Origin of the sequence: Pseudoduganella sp. (genome assembly GCF_041914865.1) — a bacterium.
Taxonomy (GTDB): domain Bacteria; phylum Pseudomonadota; class Gammaproteobacteria; order Burkholderiales; family Burkholderiaceae_D; genus Rugamonas.
In genome coordinates, this window is record NZ_JAYSCO010000015.1 from 1 (window position 1) to 14,733 (window position 14,733).

15 protein-coding genes and 1 pseudogene are annotated in these 14,733 nt (G+C 65.2%); 7 read left to right on the forward strand and 9 right to left on the reverse strand.

Annotated features, from left to right (window positions below; all coding sequences use genetic code 11):
* Window positions 1-155 precede the first annotated feature (155 nt).
* Complete coding sequence (locus ACE3TQ_RS09475) at window positions 156-1,478, reverse strand: homoserine dehydrogenase (RefSeq protein WP_374581871.1); 1,323 nt, start codon at window positions 1,476-1,478, stop codon at window positions 156-158.
* Between the two features lie 22 nt (window positions 1,479-1,500).
* Window positions 1,501-2,733, reverse strand: coding sequence for a pyridoxal phosphate-dependent aminotransferase (locus ACE3TQ_RS09480; protein WP_374581873.1), 1,233 nt, complete (start codon window positions 2,731-2,733; stop codon window positions 1,501-1,503).
* A 143-nt stretch (window positions 2,734-2,876) separates the two neighbouring features.
* On the opposite strand from ACE3TQ_RS09480, the gene ACE3TQ_RS09485 reads away from it, so the two are divergent.
* The 3 genes from ACE3TQ_RS09485 (at window position 2,877) to ACE3TQ_RS09495 (ending at window position 5,751) form a co-directional block, all read left to right on the forward strand.
* Window positions 2,877-3,251 (forward strand): Mth938-like domain-containing protein, encoded by a 375-nt coding sequence (locus ACE3TQ_RS09485; RefSeq protein WP_374581875.1) that lies wholly within the window; start codon window positions 2,877-2,879, stop codon window positions 3,249-3,251.
* Between the two features lie 24 nt (window positions 3,252-3,275).
* A complete protein-coding gene (locus ACE3TQ_RS09490; protein ID WP_374581876.1) occupies window positions 3,276-3,731 on the forward strand; it encodes a peroxiredoxin in 456 nt (151 codons plus the stop codon).
* A gap of 241 nt (window positions 3,732-3,972) precedes the next feature.
* Window positions 3,973-5,751: a PhoH family protein gene (locus ACE3TQ_RS09495; RefSeq protein WP_374581878.1), complete on the forward strand. Its 1,779-nt coding sequence runs from the start codon at window positions 3,973-3,975 to the stop codon at window positions 5,749-5,751.
* 50 nt (window positions 5,752-5,801) lie between these two features.
* On the opposite strand, the gene ACE3TQ_RS09500 is transcribed toward ACE3TQ_RS09495, so the two are convergent.
* Window positions 5,802-6,701, reverse strand: a complete 900-nt coding sequence (locus tag ACE3TQ_RS09500; protein ID WP_374581962.1) for a LysR substrate-binding domain-containing protein — start codon at window positions 6,699-6,701, stop codon at window positions 5,802-5,804.
* A 104-nt stretch (window positions 6,702-6,805) separates the two neighbouring features.
* Here ACE3TQ_RS09500 and ycaC point away from each other — a divergent pair, with 104 nt between their 5' ends.
* Complete coding sequence (ycaC, locus tag ACE3TQ_RS09505; protein WP_374581879.1) at window positions 6,806-7,411, forward strand: isochorismate family cysteine hydrolase YcaC; 606 nt, start codon at window positions 6,806-6,808, stop codon at window positions 7,409-7,411.
* On the opposite strand, the gene ACE3TQ_RS09510 is transcribed toward ycaC, so the two are convergent.
* Window positions 7,412-7,831, reverse strand: a complete 420-nt coding sequence (locus ACE3TQ_RS09510; RefSeq protein ID WP_374581880.1) for a VOC family protein — start codon at window positions 7,829-7,831, stop codon at window positions 7,412-7,414.
* Complete coding sequence (locus ACE3TQ_RS09515; protein WP_374581882.1) at window positions 7,828-8,673, reverse strand: DUF4349 domain-containing protein; 846 nt, start codon at window positions 8,671-8,673, stop codon at window positions 7,828-7,830. Before ACE3TQ_RS09515 ends, ACE3TQ_RS09510 begins: the two co-directional genes overlap by 4 nt.
* 19 nt (window positions 8,674-8,692) lie before the next feature.
* Here ACE3TQ_RS09515 and ACE3TQ_RS09520 point away from each other — a divergent pair, with 19 nt between their 5' ends.
* Entirely contained in the window at window positions 8,693-8,893 is a 201-nt protein-coding gene (locus tag ACE3TQ_RS09520; RefSeq protein WP_374581883.1) for a heavy-metal-associated domain-containing protein, read from the forward strand.
* Here ACE3TQ_RS09520 and ACE3TQ_RS09525 read toward each other — a convergent pair.
* Together ACE3TQ_RS09525 and ACE3TQ_RS09530 are read right to left on the reverse strand one after the other, a co-directional pair.
* Window positions 8,877-9,623 carry a glutathione S-transferase gene (locus ACE3TQ_RS09525; RefSeq protein WP_374581884.1) on the reverse strand — a complete coding sequence of 249 codons (747 nt, stop codon included), beginning with the start codon at window positions 9,621-9,623 and terminating at the stop codon, window positions 8,877-8,879. The two genes, ACE3TQ_RS09520 and ACE3TQ_RS09525, sit on opposite strands and share 17 nt — an antisense overlap.
* The gene (locus ACE3TQ_RS09530; protein WP_374581885.1) at window positions 9,620-10,498 is read right to left on the reverse strand and encodes a LysR substrate-binding domain-containing protein; all 879 of its coding nucleotides are present in this window, start codon (window positions 10,496-10,498) and stop codon (window positions 9,620-9,622) included. Before ACE3TQ_RS09530 ends, ACE3TQ_RS09525 begins: the two co-directional genes overlap by 4 nt.
* 110 nt (window positions 10,499-10,608) lie before the next feature.
* On the opposite strand from ACE3TQ_RS09530, the gene ACE3TQ_RS09535 reads away from it, so the two are divergent.
* Together ACE3TQ_RS09535 and ACE3TQ_RS09540 are read left to right on the forward strand one after the other, a co-directional pair.
* Window positions 10,609-11,307 carry an FMN-dependent NADH-azoreductase gene (locus tag ACE3TQ_RS09535; RefSeq protein ID WP_374581886.1) on the forward strand — a complete coding sequence of 233 codons (699 nt, stop codon included), beginning with the start codon at window positions 10,609-10,611 and terminating at the stop codon, window positions 11,305-11,307.
* Window positions 11,308-11,349: 42 nt separating this feature from the next.
* Window positions 11,350-12,096 carry a sulfite exporter TauE/SafE family protein gene (locus ACE3TQ_RS09540; protein ID WP_374581887.1) on the forward strand — a complete coding sequence of 249 codons (747 nt, stop codon included), beginning with the start codon at window positions 11,350-11,352 and terminating at the stop codon, window positions 12,094-12,096.
* On the opposite strand, the pseudogene cueR reads toward ACE3TQ_RS09540, so the two are convergent.
* A pseudogene (gene cueR, locus ACE3TQ_RS09545) lies at window positions 12,094-12,477 on the reverse strand (Cu(I)-responsive transcriptional regulator); the annotation flags it as partial. The gene ACE3TQ_RS09540 and the pseudogene cueR overlap by 3 nt on opposite strands.
* A gap of 4 nt (window positions 12,478-12,481) precedes the next feature.
* Entirely contained in the window at window positions 12,482-14,677 is a 2,196-nt protein-coding gene (locus tag ACE3TQ_RS09550) for a heavy metal translocating P-type ATPase (RefSeq protein WP_374581888.1), read from the reverse strand.
* Window positions 14,678-14,733: the final 56 nt, after the last annotated feature.

The window sequence follows — 14,733 nt, forward strand, 5'->3', positions numbered from 1 at the left end:
CCCGCAGCAAAAACTCCGGCACACTGCACTAATGAAATGTGGGGGCCGGGACCCCCATACCCACAAAACTCCCGCTCCCCATTTTTTTTGTCCGATTGTCAGACCTGACCCCGAATTTTGGTTTACGATTGTCAGACCTGACCCCGAATTTTGGTTTAAGCCAGGTTTTCCAGGCGGATCTTGGTGACCTTGCCTACCACACTGGACAGGGCTTCGATCTTGTCGATCGCTGCCACGACATTCTTCTCCTGCGTCAGGTGCGTCAGCAGGATGATGTCGGTGTGGGTTTCGCCTTCCGCCGGCTCTTTCTGCATCATGGCGTCGATCGAGATGCTGCCGTCGGCCAGGATGCGGGTCAGCTCGGCCAGCACGCCCGGGCGGTCGGCCACGGTCATGCGCAGGTAGTAGCAGGTGGTGATTTCCGCCATCGGCATGATGGTGATGTCGGTCATCGCGTTCGGCTGGAAGGCCAGGTGCGGCACGCGGTGTTCCGGGTCGGCCGTGGCCAGGCGGGTGATGTCGACCAGGTCGGCGATCACGGCGGAGGCGGTCGGCTCGGGGCCGGCGCCTTTGCCGTAGTACATGGTGGCGCCGATGGCGTCGCCCTGCACCAGCACCGCATTCATGGCGCCTTCCACATTGGCGATCAGGCGCTTGGCCGGGATCAGGGTCGGGTGCACACGCAGCTCGATGCCTTCGCCGCCATTCACCTTGGCGCGCCGTGCGATGCCCAGCAGCTTGATGCGGTAGCCCAGCTGCTCGGCGTATTTGATGTCGATCGCCTGCAGCTTGGTGATGCCTTCGATGTGCGCCTTGTCGAACTGCACCGGGATGCCGAAGGCGATCGCCGACAGGATGGTGGCCTTGTGCGCCGCGTCCACGCCTTCGATGTCGAAGGTCGGGTCGGCCTCGGCGTAACCGAGGCGCTGCGCTTCCTTCAGCACGGTGGCGAAGTCCAGGCCCTTGTCGCGCATCTCGGACAGGATGAAGTTGGTGGTGCCGTTGATGATGCCGGCGATCCATTCGATGCGGTTGGCGGTCAGGCCTTCGCGCAGCGCCTTGATGATCGGGATGCCGCCGGCGACAGCCGCCTCAAAAGCGACCATCACGCCCTTGGCCTGGGCTGCGGCGAAGATCTCGGTGCCGTGCAGCGCCAGCAGCGCCTTGTTGGCGGTGACCACGTGCTTGCCGTTGGCGATGGCCTGCATCACCAGTTCCTTGGCGGTGTCATAGCCGCCGATCAGCTCCACGACGATATCGATTTCCGGATCGTTGACGATCGCGAACGGGTCTGCCACGACTTTGCACTGGCCTTCAGTGCGCTCCTTTGCGCGCTCCAGGTTGCGGGCCGATACGGCCACGATTTCGATGCCGCGGCCGGCGCGGCGGCGGATCTCTTCCTGGTTGCGACGCAATACGCTGAACGTGCCGGCGCCTACATTGCCTACGCCCAGCAAACCTACTTTAATCGATTTCATCTTTCAAATTCCCTGGATTGTGTTAACCGTGCCCGTGCCGTTTTCGGTAGCCTTCCATGAAGCGCGCGATGCGGCCGAAAGCATCTTCCATATCGTCCGAATTGGACAGGAACACCACGCGGAAGTGGTCCGGGCTATGCCAGTTGAAGCCCGTGCCCTGCACGATAAGGACCTTGGTTTCTTCCAGCAGTTCATAGGCGAATTGCTGGTCGTCCGCGATCGGGTAGATCTTCGGATCGAGGCGGGGGAACATATAGAGTGCAGCTTTTGGCTTGACTACGCTGACGCCCGGAATCTCGGTCAACAGCTTGTATGCCAGGTCGCGCTGCTTGAGCAGGCGCCCGCCGGGAGCCACCAGGTCGTTGATGCTCTGGTAGCCGCCGAGCGCAGTCTGGATCGCAAACTGGCCCGGCGCATTGGCGCAAAGGCGCATCGAGGCCAGCATGTTCAGGCCCCAGATGTAATCCTTCGCATATTTCTTGTTCTCGCCCGACAGCACCATCCAGCCGGCGCGGTAGCCGCACGAGCGGTAGCTCTTGGACAGGCCGTTGAAGGTGACGCAGAACACGTCCTCGCACAGCGCGGCGATGGAGGTGTGCTGCACGCCGTCGTACAGCACCTTGTCGTAGATTTCGTCGGCGTAGATGATCAGCTGGTGCTGGCGCGCCAGTTCGATAATCTGCAGCAGCACTTCGTCCGGGTACAGCGCGCCGGTCGGGTTGTTCGGGTTGATCACGACGATCGCCTTGGTGTTCGGCGTGATCTTCTTGCGCATGTCGTCGATGTCCGGGAACCAGTCCTGCTGCTCGTCGCAGATGTAGTGCACCGGCTTGCCGCCGGACAGGCTGACCGCGGCGGTCCACAGCGGGTAATCGGGCGCCGGCACCAGCACTTCGTCGCCGTTGTTCAGCAGCGCGTTCATCGACATGACGATCAGTTCCGAGGCGCCATTGCCCAGGTAGATGTCTTCCATCGTGACGCCGGCCACATTCTTCTGCTGGGTGTAGTGCATGACCGCCTTGCGCGGCGCGAACAAGCCTTTGGAGTCGGTGTAACCGGCCGCATTCGGCAGGTTGAGGATCATGTCGTGGACGATTTCATCCGGCGGGTCGAAGCCGAACGGCTGCATATTGCCGATGTTCAGCTTGATGATCTTGTGGCCCTCTTCTTCCATCAGGCGGGCCTTTTCGGGCACCGGGCCGCGGATTTCGTAGCAAATCTCGTTTAGCTTGTTGGATTTCTGAACCGGACGCAAAATCAATCCCTTACGTATAAATGCTGCATTGCGAAAATACCCATTCTGCCGAATTAAATTGGTTTAATCAACCATCGATATGCGCAAAACGTTACAATAAGATCTCTATTGCATTTAAATATAGCGCTTAGTACGTTTTCCTTATGAAGCTCCATTCTTCTACCACCGGCCAGTACCAGACCGTCTCCGGCTATTTCGACGGTGGAGTCGAAATCAACGGCCAACCTTTCGCCCACAGCCTGCTGGTCCTGCCGGAGACCGCGCCGCGCGCCTGGCCGGTCGACAAGTTCGAAGCGCTGACGGCCGAACATTTCGAGCAGCTGCTGGCGGAGCAGCCGGACGTGGTCATCCTCGGCACCGGCGAACGCCAGCGCTTCGTGCACCCGCGCCTGACCGCGCCGCTGCTGTCGAAGCAGATCGGCGTCGAATGCATGGACACCAATGCCGCCTGCCGCACCTACAACATCCTGATGGGTGAAGGCCGCAAAGCCCTGCTGGCACTGATCATTGAAAAGTAAAATATTGCCCTCACATAAACGCGCATGAGCCAAACCATCCCAGACTTCAGCGCCGCCATGACCAGCGGCCAGACCTTCCAGCTGTTGGGCCGTCCAGCCAAATCCACCGTGCTTTTTTTCTACCCGAAGGACAACACCCCGGGCTGCACCACCGAGAACATGGCGTTCCGCGACCTGCATGACAAGTTCACCGCCGCCGGTGCCGAAATTTACGGCATCAGCCGCGACTCGCTGCGCTCGCACGAGAACTTCAAGGCCAAGCTGGGCCTTCCCTTCGAACTGATCTCCGATCCGGACGAAGCGGTGTGCCTTGCCTTCAATGTCATGAAGATGAAAAAAATGTACGGTAAAGATGTACGCGGCGTTGAGCGCAGCACGTTTGTGATTGACGCAAAAGGCCGATTGGTGAAAGAATGGAGAGGCGTGAAAGTACCAGGTCACGTCGATGAAGTGCTGGAATTCGTGGCAAACCTGGGCTGATGGCAAGGCCCTCGCCACGAATGTGTTAGCTCAACGGGAGCTTGTCATTTGATCGTGTCAGCCAGATTTTGAGTCGAGTAAGTCCTTCCACCCACTGTCCCCGGTGGCACAATGCCCACCGGCTTTCGGGCGACGCAGACGCCCGCCAGGCATCCTTTAGTTTTTCCGATTCACCCCCGCGTTCGTCCATGCCAGGCGTGAGCCTTTGCGTGGGCGCATCCTTTTTGAGATTGAGATCCTGATGCCACTGCCAAAACTGCCTAGCAAGCCAGCCACCCTGCTGCTGGCTAAAGATTATCCGAAGGCGAGCGGAGCAAATCCGGTTCCCTTCCCTACCGAAGAAGAGGCAGCACCAGCGCCGAAGAAAGCGGCGACCAAGACTGCTGCCAAAGCAGTAAAAGCACCCGCAGCCAAGAAGACCGCTGCGAAGAAGGCCCCCGAACTGAAGGCCGTCAAACTGCCGGACGATGTGCCGGCCCCGCCGCGCACCAAAGCCGCGCCGCAGGCGCGCGCCAAGGTCACGCCGATCAAGGCCGATGCGCCGCATCCGGCCAAACACAAGGCGCACGAGGTGGTGCTCAAGTCCGCCACCAGCCGCAAGGCCGACGTGGTGGGCAGCACCAAGCTGTTCGTGCTCGATACCAATGTGCTGATGCACGACCCGTCCTCGCTGTTCCGCTTCGAGGAGCACGATGTCTTCCTGCCGATGATGACGCTGGAAGAATTGGACAACCACAAGAAGGGCATGTCCGAAGTCGCGCGCAATGCGCGCCAGGTCTCGCGCACCCTCGATGCCCTGGTCAGCAACACCGACGACGACGCCATGGACGCCGGCATCCCGCTCAACAAGCTGGGTAACAAGGACGCCAAGGGCCACCTGTTCTTCCAGACCAAGGTGCAGGTGGCCGACCTGCCGCAAGGCCTGCCGCAAGGTAAGGCCGACAACCAGATCCTGGCCGTGGTGCGTTCACTGGAAGCGGAGCAGCCGGGGCGCGCCGTGGTGCTGGTGTCGAAAGACATCAACATGCGCATCAAGGCGCGCGCCATGGGCCTGCCGGCGGAAGACTACTTCAACGACCACGTGCTGGAAGACACCGACCTGCTGTACTCGGGCATCGTCCAGCTGCCGGACGACTTCTGGAACAAGCACGGCAAGGACATGGAGTCCTGGCAGGAGAACAAGCACGGCCAGTCGAGCACCTTCTACCGCGTGACCGGCCCGTTCATCCCGTCCCTGCTGGTGAACCAGTTCGTGTTCCTGGAACCGAACAGCGGCGAGGCGCCATTCTACGCACAGGTGAAGCAGATCAACGGCAAGACCGCCGTCCTGCAAACCCTGCGCGACTACTCGCACAACAAGAACAGCGTGTGGGGCGTCACGGCCCGCAACCGCGAACAGAACTTCGCGCTGAACCTGTTGATGAATCCGGAGTGCGACTTCATCACCCTGCTGGGCCAGGCCGGCACCGGCAAGACCCTGCTCGCGCTGGCCGCCGGCCTGGCGCAGGTGCTGGAGACCAAGCTGTATAACGAGATCATCGTCACCCGCGTAACGGTGCCGGTGGGCGAAGATATCGGCTTCCTGCCCGGCACCGAGGAAGAGAAGATGGGCCCGTGGATGGGCGCCTTCGACGACAACCTGGAAGTGCTGAACAAGTCCGACGGCGAAGGCGGCGAATGGGGCCGTGCGGCGACGCAGGACCTGATCCGCTCGCGCATCAAGATCAAGTCGCTGAACTTCATGCGCGGCCGCACCTTCGTCAACAAGTTCCTCATCATCGACGAGGCGCAGAACCTGACGCCGAAGCAGATGAAGACCCTGGTGACGCGCGCCGGTCCCGGCACCAAGATCCTGTGCCTGGGGAATATCGCGCAGATCGACACGCCGTACCTGACCGAAGGTTCGTCCGGCCTGACCTACGTGGTCGACCGCTTCAAAGGCTGGGCCCACAGCGGCCACGTCACTCTGGCGCGCGGCGAGCGTTCGCGCCTGGCCGACCACGCGAGCGACGTGCTGTAAGCCCGTCCCCGCATCATCCGCGAAGCCCCGCCAAGTGCGGGGCTTTTTATTTAGTCCTGCTGGATGTTCTCCGCCAGGAAATCGAGCAGCAGCCGCACGCCCGGCAGCAAGCCGCGCCGCGACGGGAACACGGCATGGATCAGTCCCGCCTGCGGCGCCCAGCCCGGCACCACGTCAACCAGCTTGCCGCTGGCCAGCGCATCCTCCACCACCATGCAGGGCAGCTGTACCACGCCGACGCCCTCCAGCGCCGCCTGGCGCAACGCCGTCATGTCGTCCGTGATGTAGCGCGGCTGGTGCGCCACGGTGGCCTGCGCGCCAGCCGGCCCTTCCAGCTGCCAGGCGTGCTCGCGCGCCGGCCCCCAGTCCAGGCTGGGCAGGCCCGCCACCGCCAGCGCATCGGGATGCCCGAACGATTTGCGCGGCTTCAGCAGCGCCGGGCTGGCCACCAGGCGCTGCGGGCTGCTTGCCAGCACCCGCATCACCAGCTCGCTTGACTCCAGCGGCGGGAAGCGCACGCGCAGGGCGATATCCAGCCCTTCGCCCAGCACATCGACGCGCCGGTTGGTCGCCTCCAGCATGACGCGCACCTTCGGCCACTGCTTCATGAAGCGCGCCACCAGCGGCCCGATGCGGTACTCCAGCAGCGCGGTCGGACAGCTGACCCGCACCGTGCCGTGCGGCTCGCGGCGCTGGCGCTCCATCACCTCGCGCGCGCCCTGCACTTCCACCAGCACCGCCAGGCAATGCTGGTAGAACTCGCGCCCTGTGTCCGTTACCGAAAAATGGCGCGTGGTCCGCTGCAGCAGGCGCACCTCATACTGCCGCTCGAGCGCGGCGATGCGCCGGCTCAGCTTGGACTTGGGCATCCCCAGCGCGCGCCCGGCCGGCGTAAAGCCGCCATGTTCCACCACCTGCACAAAGTAATAGAGGTCGTTCAGGTCATCCATCATTGTCCTGCCAAAAGAACATTGAGGCCATTTTAAGGCACTACCGCAACGATTGATGCGTGACTATCCTGAAACAGCTTCACCAACCCTAAAGGAGAGACACCATGTACAAACGCCTCGACAAGAACGACGCCGCCGTCCTGCTGGTCGACCACCAGGCCGGCCTGCTGTCGCTGGTCCGCGATATCGACCCGGACAAGTTCAAGAACAATGTGTTGGCATTGGGTGACCTGGCCAAATACTTCAAGCTGCCGACCATCCTCACCACCAGCTTCGAAACGGGCCCGAACGGCCCGCTGGTGCCGGAGCTGAAAGCGCAGTTCCCGGATGCGCCCTACATCGCCCGCCCCGGCCAGATCAACGCCTGGGACAATGAGGACTTTGTGCAGGCGGTCAAGGCCACCGGCAAGAAGCAGCTGATCATCGCCGGTGTGGTGACCGAAGTCTGCGTCGCCTTCCCTGCCCTGTCGGCCATCGAGGCAGGCTTCGATGTGTTCGTGGTGACCGACGCCTCCGGCACCTTCAACGAAATCACGCGCAACGCGGCCTGGGCGCGCATGCAGGAAGCCGGCGCCCAGCTCATGAGCTGGTTCGGCGTGGCCTGCGAGCTGCACCGCGACTGGCGCAACGATATCGAGGGCCTGGGCACGCTGTTCTCCAACCACATCCCCGACTACCGCAACCTGATCACCAGCTTCAACAAAGGCTGATCAGGCGCGGCGTGCGATCGGGTGGTCCGGGTTCAGTTGCAGCAGGTCCCACAGGTTGCCGTACAGGTCCGCGAACACGGCTACCATGCCGTAGTCCTGCTGCTTCGGTTCGCGCACGATCCGCACACCGCGCTCCTTCAACCGCTCGTAATCGCGCCAGAAGTCGTCCGTTTTCAGGAACAGGAACACGCGGCCACCGGCCTGGTTGCCGATGAACGGCTCCTGCTCCGCCTTCGAAGCGCGCGCCAGCAGGATGGTGGTGCCGCTGCCGCCGGGCGGCGCCACCACCACCCAGCGCTTGTCCTGCTCCGGCTGGTATGTATCGTCCAGCAGCTCAAAGCCCAGCGTGTTGACATAGAAATCGATCGCCTCGTCGTAGTCGCGCACCACGAGGGCGATATGCACAATCGACTGTTTCATTTGTTGCGCGCCTTTCGCCAGATTTTGCGCCCCAGTGCGCCCACCACCAGCAGGATCAGCGCCCATGGGATCAGGTAGGCCACGCCGGTCACTGCGCTGGCAATGCCTTCCGACAGGTTGCTGCCAAAGTCGCCCAGCGCGCGCTTGACCGGCGACCAGAAGCCGCGCTGGGTGCGCGACTGGATGGCGATGTTGAGCAAGTCCATATTGACGCGCTCCATCAGGCGCGCTTCCACGCCGGTGGCCGCTTCCAGTTCGCTCTGCACGGACGCCAGCTCCTGCGACAGCTTGACCAGCGCCTCGACGTTGTTGCTGCTCTTCGCTTCCAGCGCCTGCAGCTTTTGCTGGTAGGAGCGCAGCATGTCGAGGCGCTTGGCGTTGTCGCGGATCGGGCCTTCCAGGTCTTCCGCCGCCGTATTGCGCGAGGCGACCTCGCCACCCGCTGCGGCCAGCGCCACCAGCTTGTCCACGCCTGGCCGCTTGATGCGCACGCGCACATTCGCGCTGGATTCGCGTCCGCCCTGCACGCCGGAGGCGAGCAAGGTGCACTGGTTCGCCACATCGGCGTGGCAGGCCGCGACCAGTTTGTCGAGCAAGGGCTTGACGTCGCCCTCGGCCGCATCGACCGTGACCGAATGCTCGTAAGCCAGGTACTTGCCGCGCTGTTCCTGCTGCGCGCCGCCGGCGGCGCTATCCGCCGTACTGTACTCGGCCGCGACTTCCGCCATCCGCTGCATGCCGACATCGGCGGGGCGCGAACAGCCCTGCAGCCCAGACAGCAGCACCAGCGCCAGCACGCTTGACTTTACAATGGTGGGAAGGATTAAAGTACGTTTATCCATTACTCGAAAGGACCTCCAAATGTACGAACTCACTGTAGAAAACATGACTTGCGGCCACTGCGTTTCGGCCGTGACGGAAGCCGTGCACACCGTCGACCCGGCCGCGCTGGTCGAGGTCGACCTGAAGGGCAAGCACGTCAAAGTCAACTCGGCTGCCGCGCTGGAACCGATCAAGGCCGCCATCGTGGACGCCGGCTACCCGGTCACCCGCGCCAACTGACGCGCACCCCGCGCTCCAGCTCCGGATAGTGCCGGAACACGTCGTCCTCGTTGTTGGGGAGGCGACGCGGCGAGGCCAGGTAGGCGGCGATGCGGGGACGCGCCGCCACCCGCCCGGCCAGCCGCTCCAGGCCCGGCCAGCGGCCCTGGTAAGCCGCCATGGCATTGGGAAAGGCGTAGCGCAGGCCGTCCAGCAGCTGGAACAGCGACAGGTCCACATAAGTCAGGCGCGAACCCACCATCCAGCCGCCCCGGCCCGGATTCGCCCGCAGCACCGCCTCGAAGTAGTCGAGGAACTTGGGAATACGCTCGACGGCAAAATCCCGCGCCCTCGCCCGCGCCTCGCGCGCCTGCTCCTCGTAATACTGGTTGACCGAAATCGGATGATGCGTGTCGTGCGCCTCCGCCACCATATCGGCAATGGTCAGCTGCAGCTGGTTGCACCATAACCGCCCGGCCTCCGCACGCGGCGCCAGCTTGTGGCGCGCCCCCAGGAACATCAGGATACTGGCAGTCTGCCCGAGCAGCAGCTCTCCCGCGCGCAGCACCGGCGGCGCAAACGCTGCATGGCCATCGCCGCCACCGGCAATCACCGCATGCATGGCCTTCATGCCGCCCTTGCCGCGCGCCACGTCGATGTACGGCACACCGGCCTCCTCCAGCGCCAGCCTCACAAATTCGCCACGGCCCTGGATCGTCGGCCAGTAGTACAGCAGGTACGGTTCCATCATTGCTCCTCCTGCGACAACAGCCAGTCCTCGACGGCGCGCACTTCCGCGCGCACCTCGTCGCCCTCCGGCCGCACCACGTAAAAGTCGAATCCGCCGAGCACCGGACCGACCGGCGCCTCCAGCAGCCCCATGCTGATTTCCTGCCGCACCAGCGGCACCGCCGTCAATACGATGCCCTGTCCCGCGATGGCGGCCTGCACCGCATGCGATTCCTCGGAAAAGCGCACGCTGGCCGCCGCTTCCAGCGCCACGCCGGCCGCCTTGGCCCACTTCTCCCAGGTCTGCGCGTGCCGGTTGCCGCGCTGCCAGTCGAAGTGCAGCAACGTATGGCGCGCCACGTCGCTGGCCTTGCGCACCTTCAGGCGCGGGCTGGCCACCGGCGCGAAGCCGGTCTGGATCAGGCGCCGCGCGTGCAGTCCGGCGAAATGGCCGCCGCCGCCGCGCACCGCCAGGTCGGCCGCGCCGCCCGCCAGGTCCACCGCCTGGTTGCTGGCATGGACGTTCAGGGTGATGCCAGGATGGGCCGCGTTGAATGCGGCCAGGCGCGGTACCAGCCAGCGCGCGGCGAAGGCCGGCGTGGTGGACAAGGTGACCGTGCGCCGCTGCTCGCGCCGCAGGCGCTCCACCCCGGCCGCAATGGCGTCGAAGCCGGTCCCGGCCGCCTGCAGCAGAATGCGCCCCTCCGGCGTCAGTTCGACGGCGCGCGTCTTGCGCAGGAACAGCCGCACGTCGAGCGCCTCTTCCAGCGCCCGCACCTGGTGGCTGATCGAGGTCGCGCTGACGGACAGCTCCTCGGCAGCAAGCTTGAAGCTTTGCAGGCGGGCGGCGGCCTCAAAGCTGTGCAAGGCGGACAGGGATGGCAGGCGGCGTTTCATATAAATCACTATACATGAATTCCATTCACCCATGAGCTGAGAAATGATCGTTTGTCGGGCGCCGCTGGCGGGTCCACAGTATGGTCATCGCAAACCAACGGAGAAACGATATGACCACCATCCTGCACCTCGACTCCAGCGCCCGTCCCGGCCGCTCCGGCGCGCAGCCGCACGGCTCGCACACGCGCCGCCTGACGGCCCGTTTTGTGGAGCGCTACCGCCAGCTCGATAGCGAAATTGAAGTCATCTATCGCGACCTCGGGGCGCAGCCGCCCTCGCCCGTCACCGGCGAGTGGGTGCACGCCGCCTTCACGCCGCCCGCCGCGCGCGCGCCGTGGATGGTGCAGGTGCTGGCCCAGAGCGACCAGCTGGTGGACGAGCTGCTGCGCGCCGACATCATCGTGGCCGGCGTGCCGATGTATAACTTCGGCCCGCCCGCGCAGTTCAAAGCCTGGATCGACAACATCGTGCGCGTCGGCCGCACCTTCGGCTTTGACCGATCGCGTCCAGGCGAGCCGTACTGGCCCCTGCTGGCCGGAGCGGGCAAGCAGCTGGTCATCCTGTCCTCGCGCGGCGATTACGGCTACGGTCCCGGCCAGCGGCTGGAGGCCATCAATCACGTCGAAGCCTCGGTGCGCAGCGCCTTCCGCTACATCGGCGTGACCGAGGCCTTCGGCGCCGCCATCGAGTACGACGAATTCGGCGGCGAGCGGCTGGCGCGCTCCATCGCCGAGGCCGAGCATGCGGCCGACCGCCTGGCGGAAACCATCGCCGCCAGCCGCGCGGAGGGAACGCGCCGCGCCGCCTGAGCGGCTCCGGCAAGCCGGGGGCGGCTTGGCTATAATGGTCCGATGCCCGACATCCAAACGATATTGCTGCTCGCCGCAGCAGGCCTGTTCGCCGGCACGCAGAATGCGTTGGCCGGCGGCGGTTCCTTCATCACCTTCCCCGCCCTGCTGCTGGCCGGACTGAACCCGGTGGCCGCCAACATGACTTCCACGGTCGCCATGTTCCCGGCCCAGGCCACCTCCGCCATCGCCGGCCGCAAGATCGCGGAAGGCGTCAGCGGCCTGACCTTCCGCCAGCTGTTCATCATCAGCTTCGTCGGCGGCATCGCCGGCGCCGTCCTGCTGTGGATTACCCCGCCCACCTTCTTCGCCAGGCTGGTGCCCTGGCTGGTGCTGTTCGCCACCGCCATGTTCGCCTGGGGCGCCTTCCGCAGCCAGCCGCTCCAGGCCAGCGCCAGCATGCCGAAATGGATGCTGGCCGTGATCCAGGGCTGCATCGCCATTTACGGCGGCTACTTCGGCGGCGGCATCGGTTTCCTGATGCTGGCCGCGCTGACCATCGCCGGCCAGCAGATCCGCGCCGCCACCGCCACCAAGAACATGCTGGCCATGGCCATGAACGCCTCCGCCACGCTGATCTTCGCCTTCTCCGGCATGATCAGCTGGGCCGCCGCCATCGCCTTATGCGCGGGAGGTATTGCGGGCGGGCTTCTGGGCTCGTGGCTGATCTATCGCCTTCCGCCCCGCCTGATGCGCATCTTTGTCGTGCTGGTGGGCGCAGTGCTCACCGTGTACATGTTCCTGCGCTGAACCCAGCGTCTGCAGGATCGGGCAATCGGGCCGGTCGTCGCCGTGGCAGCTTTTCGCCAGGCTGGCCAGCGTGTCGCGCATTTCGGTCAGCTCCACGATGCGCTGGTTCAGTTCCGCCACGTGCGACATGGCGATGCTTTTCACGTCCGAGCTGGCGCGGCCGGTGTCCTGCCACAGCGACAGCAGGTCGCCGATCTGCTCCAGCGCAAAGCCCAGGTTGCGCGCGCGCTTGATGAAGCGCAGCGTATGCAGGTCGTTCTCGCCGTAGATGCGGTAGCCGCTGTCGGTGCGCGCCGTTTCGCGCACCAGGCCGATGCTCTCGTAGTAGCGGATCATTTTTGCGCTGACGCCGGATGCGGCGGCGGCTTGTCCGATATTCATTCCCTTACTCCTTCGACGGTTGCCAGCGGCGCAGCAGCAGCGCGTTGCTGATCACGCTGACCGAGCTGAATGCCATGGCGGCGCCGGCCAGCAATGGGTTCAGCATGCCCAGCGCCGCCAGCGGAATCCCCGCCACATTGTAGATGAAGGCCCAGAACAGGTTCTGGCGGATCTTGCTGAAGGTGCGGTGCGAGATGTCGATCGCGTCCGCCACCAGCAGCGGCTCGCCGCGCATCAGGGTGATGCCGGCGGCGTTCATCGCCACGTCGGTGCCGGTGGCCATGGCGATGCCCACGTGTGCCGCGGCCAGGGCCGGCGCGTCGTTGATGCCGTCGCCCACCATGGCGACGCGCTTGCCTTCAGCCTTCAGGCGGGCGATGACGCTGGTTTTATCGGCCGGCAGCAGGTTGGCCTCCACCGCGCCGATGCCGAGCGCCTGCGCCACGGCCTGCGCACTGCCCTGGTTGTCGCCGGTCAGCATCACGGTGGCGATGCCGCGCGCATGCAGGCGCTCCACCGCGGCGCGCGCATTGGCCTTTGGCTGGTCGGCAAAGGCCAGCAGGCCAAGCAGGCGCGCGCTGCCGGCATCGGCCAGCCAGGAAATGGTGTGGCCCTGCGCTTCCAGTTCGGCGGCGCGCTGCTGCAGCGGCGTGCAATCGATGCCGCGTTCCGCCATCAGGCGCCCGCTGCCCAGCAGCAGCTCGATGCCGTCCACCCGCGCCTGCAGCCCGCGCCCCGCCAGCGTCACGACCTCGCCAGCCGCCAGCGCGGCCAGATCCTGGCCGGCCGGCGCGGACGCGCTGGCCGCCGCTTCCGCGTCGAGCACCGCGCGCGCCAGCGAGTGTTCGCTGCCGCGCTGGATGGCGGCGGCCAGCTGCAGTGCGCGCGCCGCGCTGATCCCGTGCGGCAGCAATTGCGCCAGCACCGGCTTGCCCTGCGTCAGGGTGCCGGTCTTGTCGAACACCACGGTATCGACCTGGCGCGCCGTTTCCAGCGCCTCCGCATCCTTGATCAGGATCCCGTGCCGCGCCGCGACACCGGTGCCGGCCATGATCGCCGCCGGCGTTGCCAGCCCCAGCGCGCACGGGCAGGCGATCACCATCACCACCACCGCATTGATCAGCGCCTGCTCCGCATTGCCGTCGTACAGCCACCAGCCAAAGAAAGTCAGTGCCGCGATCACCAGCACCACCGGCACGAACACCGCCGCCACCTGGTCCACCAGCTTTTGCACCGGCGCCTTGGCCGACTGCGCATCCTCCACCAGGCGGATGATGCGCGACAGCATGGTTTCCGCCCCGGTCGCGCTGGTGCGCACCAGCAGCAGGCCCTCGCCGTTGATGGCGCCCCCCGTCACGCGGTCGCCAACGTGCTTGGCCACCGGCAGGCTCTCGCCGGTAATCAGCGACTCGTCCACATGGCTGGCGCCATCCACCACCTCGCCATCCACCGCCACCCGTTCGCCGGCGCGGATCACCACGATATCGCCCACCCGCACCTGCCCGATCGGCAGGTCGGCATCAGACTCGCCCTCGCGCCGCACGCGCGCCGTCACCGGCCGCAGGTCCTGCAGCGCGCGGATGGCGGAAGCGGTCTGGCGCTTGGCGCGCGCCTCCAGCCACTTGCCCAGCAAGACCAGCGTCACCACCACCGCCGACGCTTCGAAGTACAGGTGCGCCATGCCCGCCTGCGGCGCCAGCGCCAGGTAGACGCTCAGGCCATACGCGGCGGAAGTGCCGAGCGCCACCAGCAGGTCCATCGTCCCCGATCCGGCCTTCAATGCCTTCCAGCCGGCGCGGTAGAAGCGCGCGCCGAACACGAATTGCACCGGCGTCGCCAGCGCCCATTGCAGCCACACCGGCAGCATCAGGTGGAGGCCGAACCAGTCGGCCACCATCGGCACCACCAGCGGCACCGACAGGATGGCGGCCAGCAGCACCGCCAGCCCTTCCGGCACCAGGGGGGCGTGCTCGGCGGCCGGCGCCGCCACTTCGCTGGCGCTGTAGCCGGCCTTGCCGATGGCCTGCTGCAGGGCGGCGAACGCCAGCGGCGCATCGGAATCGACGCGCGCGGTTTCGGTGGCCAGGTTGACGGCGGCATGCGACACGCCCGGCACCGTGGCCAGGGCTTTTTCGACGCGCCGCACGCAGGACGCGCAGCTCATGCCTTCGATGCGGACGGTTTGTTGGAACTGACTCATGGGATACTCCTCGCCTATGTTCTGGCGACCAGTATCAAGTATCCCACGATGGGAAG

Bases quoted from the DNA above. Each gene is read 5' to 3' on its own strand.
- ACE3TQ_RS09475 (WP_374581871.1), bottom strand. From the start codon at position 1,478: ATGAAATCGATTAAAGTAGGTTTGCTGGGCGTAGGCAATGTAGGCGCC.
- ACE3TQ_RS09485 (WP_374581875.1), top strand. From the start codon at position 2,877: ATGAAGCTCCATTCTTCTACCACCGGCCAGTACCAGACCGTCTCCGGC.
- ACE3TQ_RS09490 (WP_374581876.1), top strand. From the start codon at position 3,276: ATGAGCCAAACCATCCCAGACTTCAGCGCCGCCATGACCAGCGGCCAG.
- ACE3TQ_RS09495 (WP_374581878.1), top strand. From the start codon at position 3,973: ATGCCACTGCCAAAACTGCCTAGCAAGCCAGCCACCCTGCTGCTGGCT.
- ACE3TQ_RS09500 (WP_374581962.1), bottom strand. From the start codon at position 6,701: ATGGATGACCTGAACGACCTCTATTACTTTGTGCAGGTGGTGGAACAT.
- ycaC (WP_374581879.1), top strand. From the start codon at position 6,806: ATGTACAAACGCCTCGACAAGAACGACGCCGCCGTCCTGCTGGTCGAC.
- ACE3TQ_RS09510 (WP_374581880.1), bottom strand. From the start codon at position 7,831: ATGAAACAGTCGATTGTGCATATCGCCCTCGTGGTGCGCGACTACGAC.
- ACE3TQ_RS09515 (WP_374581882.1), bottom strand. From the start codon at position 8,673: ATGGATAAACGTACTTTAATCCTTCCCACCATTGTAAAGTCAAGCGTG.
- ACE3TQ_RS09520 (WP_374581883.1), top strand. From the start codon at position 8,693: ATGTACGAACTCACTGTAGAAAACATGACTTGCGGCCACTGCGTTTCG.
- ACE3TQ_RS09525 (WP_374581884.1), bottom strand. From the start codon at position 9,623: ATGATGGAACCGTACCTGCTGTACTACTGGCCGACGATCCAGGGCCGT.
- ACE3TQ_RS09530 (WP_374581885.1), bottom strand. From the start codon at position 10,498: ATGAAACGCCGCCTGCCATCCCTGTCCGCCTTGCACAGCTTTGAGGCC.
- ACE3TQ_RS09535 (WP_374581886.1), top strand. From the start codon at position 10,609: ATGACCACCATCCTGCACCTCGACTCCAGCGCCCGTCCCGGCCGCTCC.
- ACE3TQ_RS09540 (WP_374581887.1), top strand. From the start codon at position 11,350: ATGCCCGACATCCAAACGATATTGCTGCTCGCCGCAGCAGGCCTGTTC.
- ACE3TQ_RS09550 (WP_374581888.1), bottom strand. From the start codon at position 14,677: ATGAGTCAGTTCCAACAAACCGTCCGCATCGAAGGCATGAGCTGCGCG.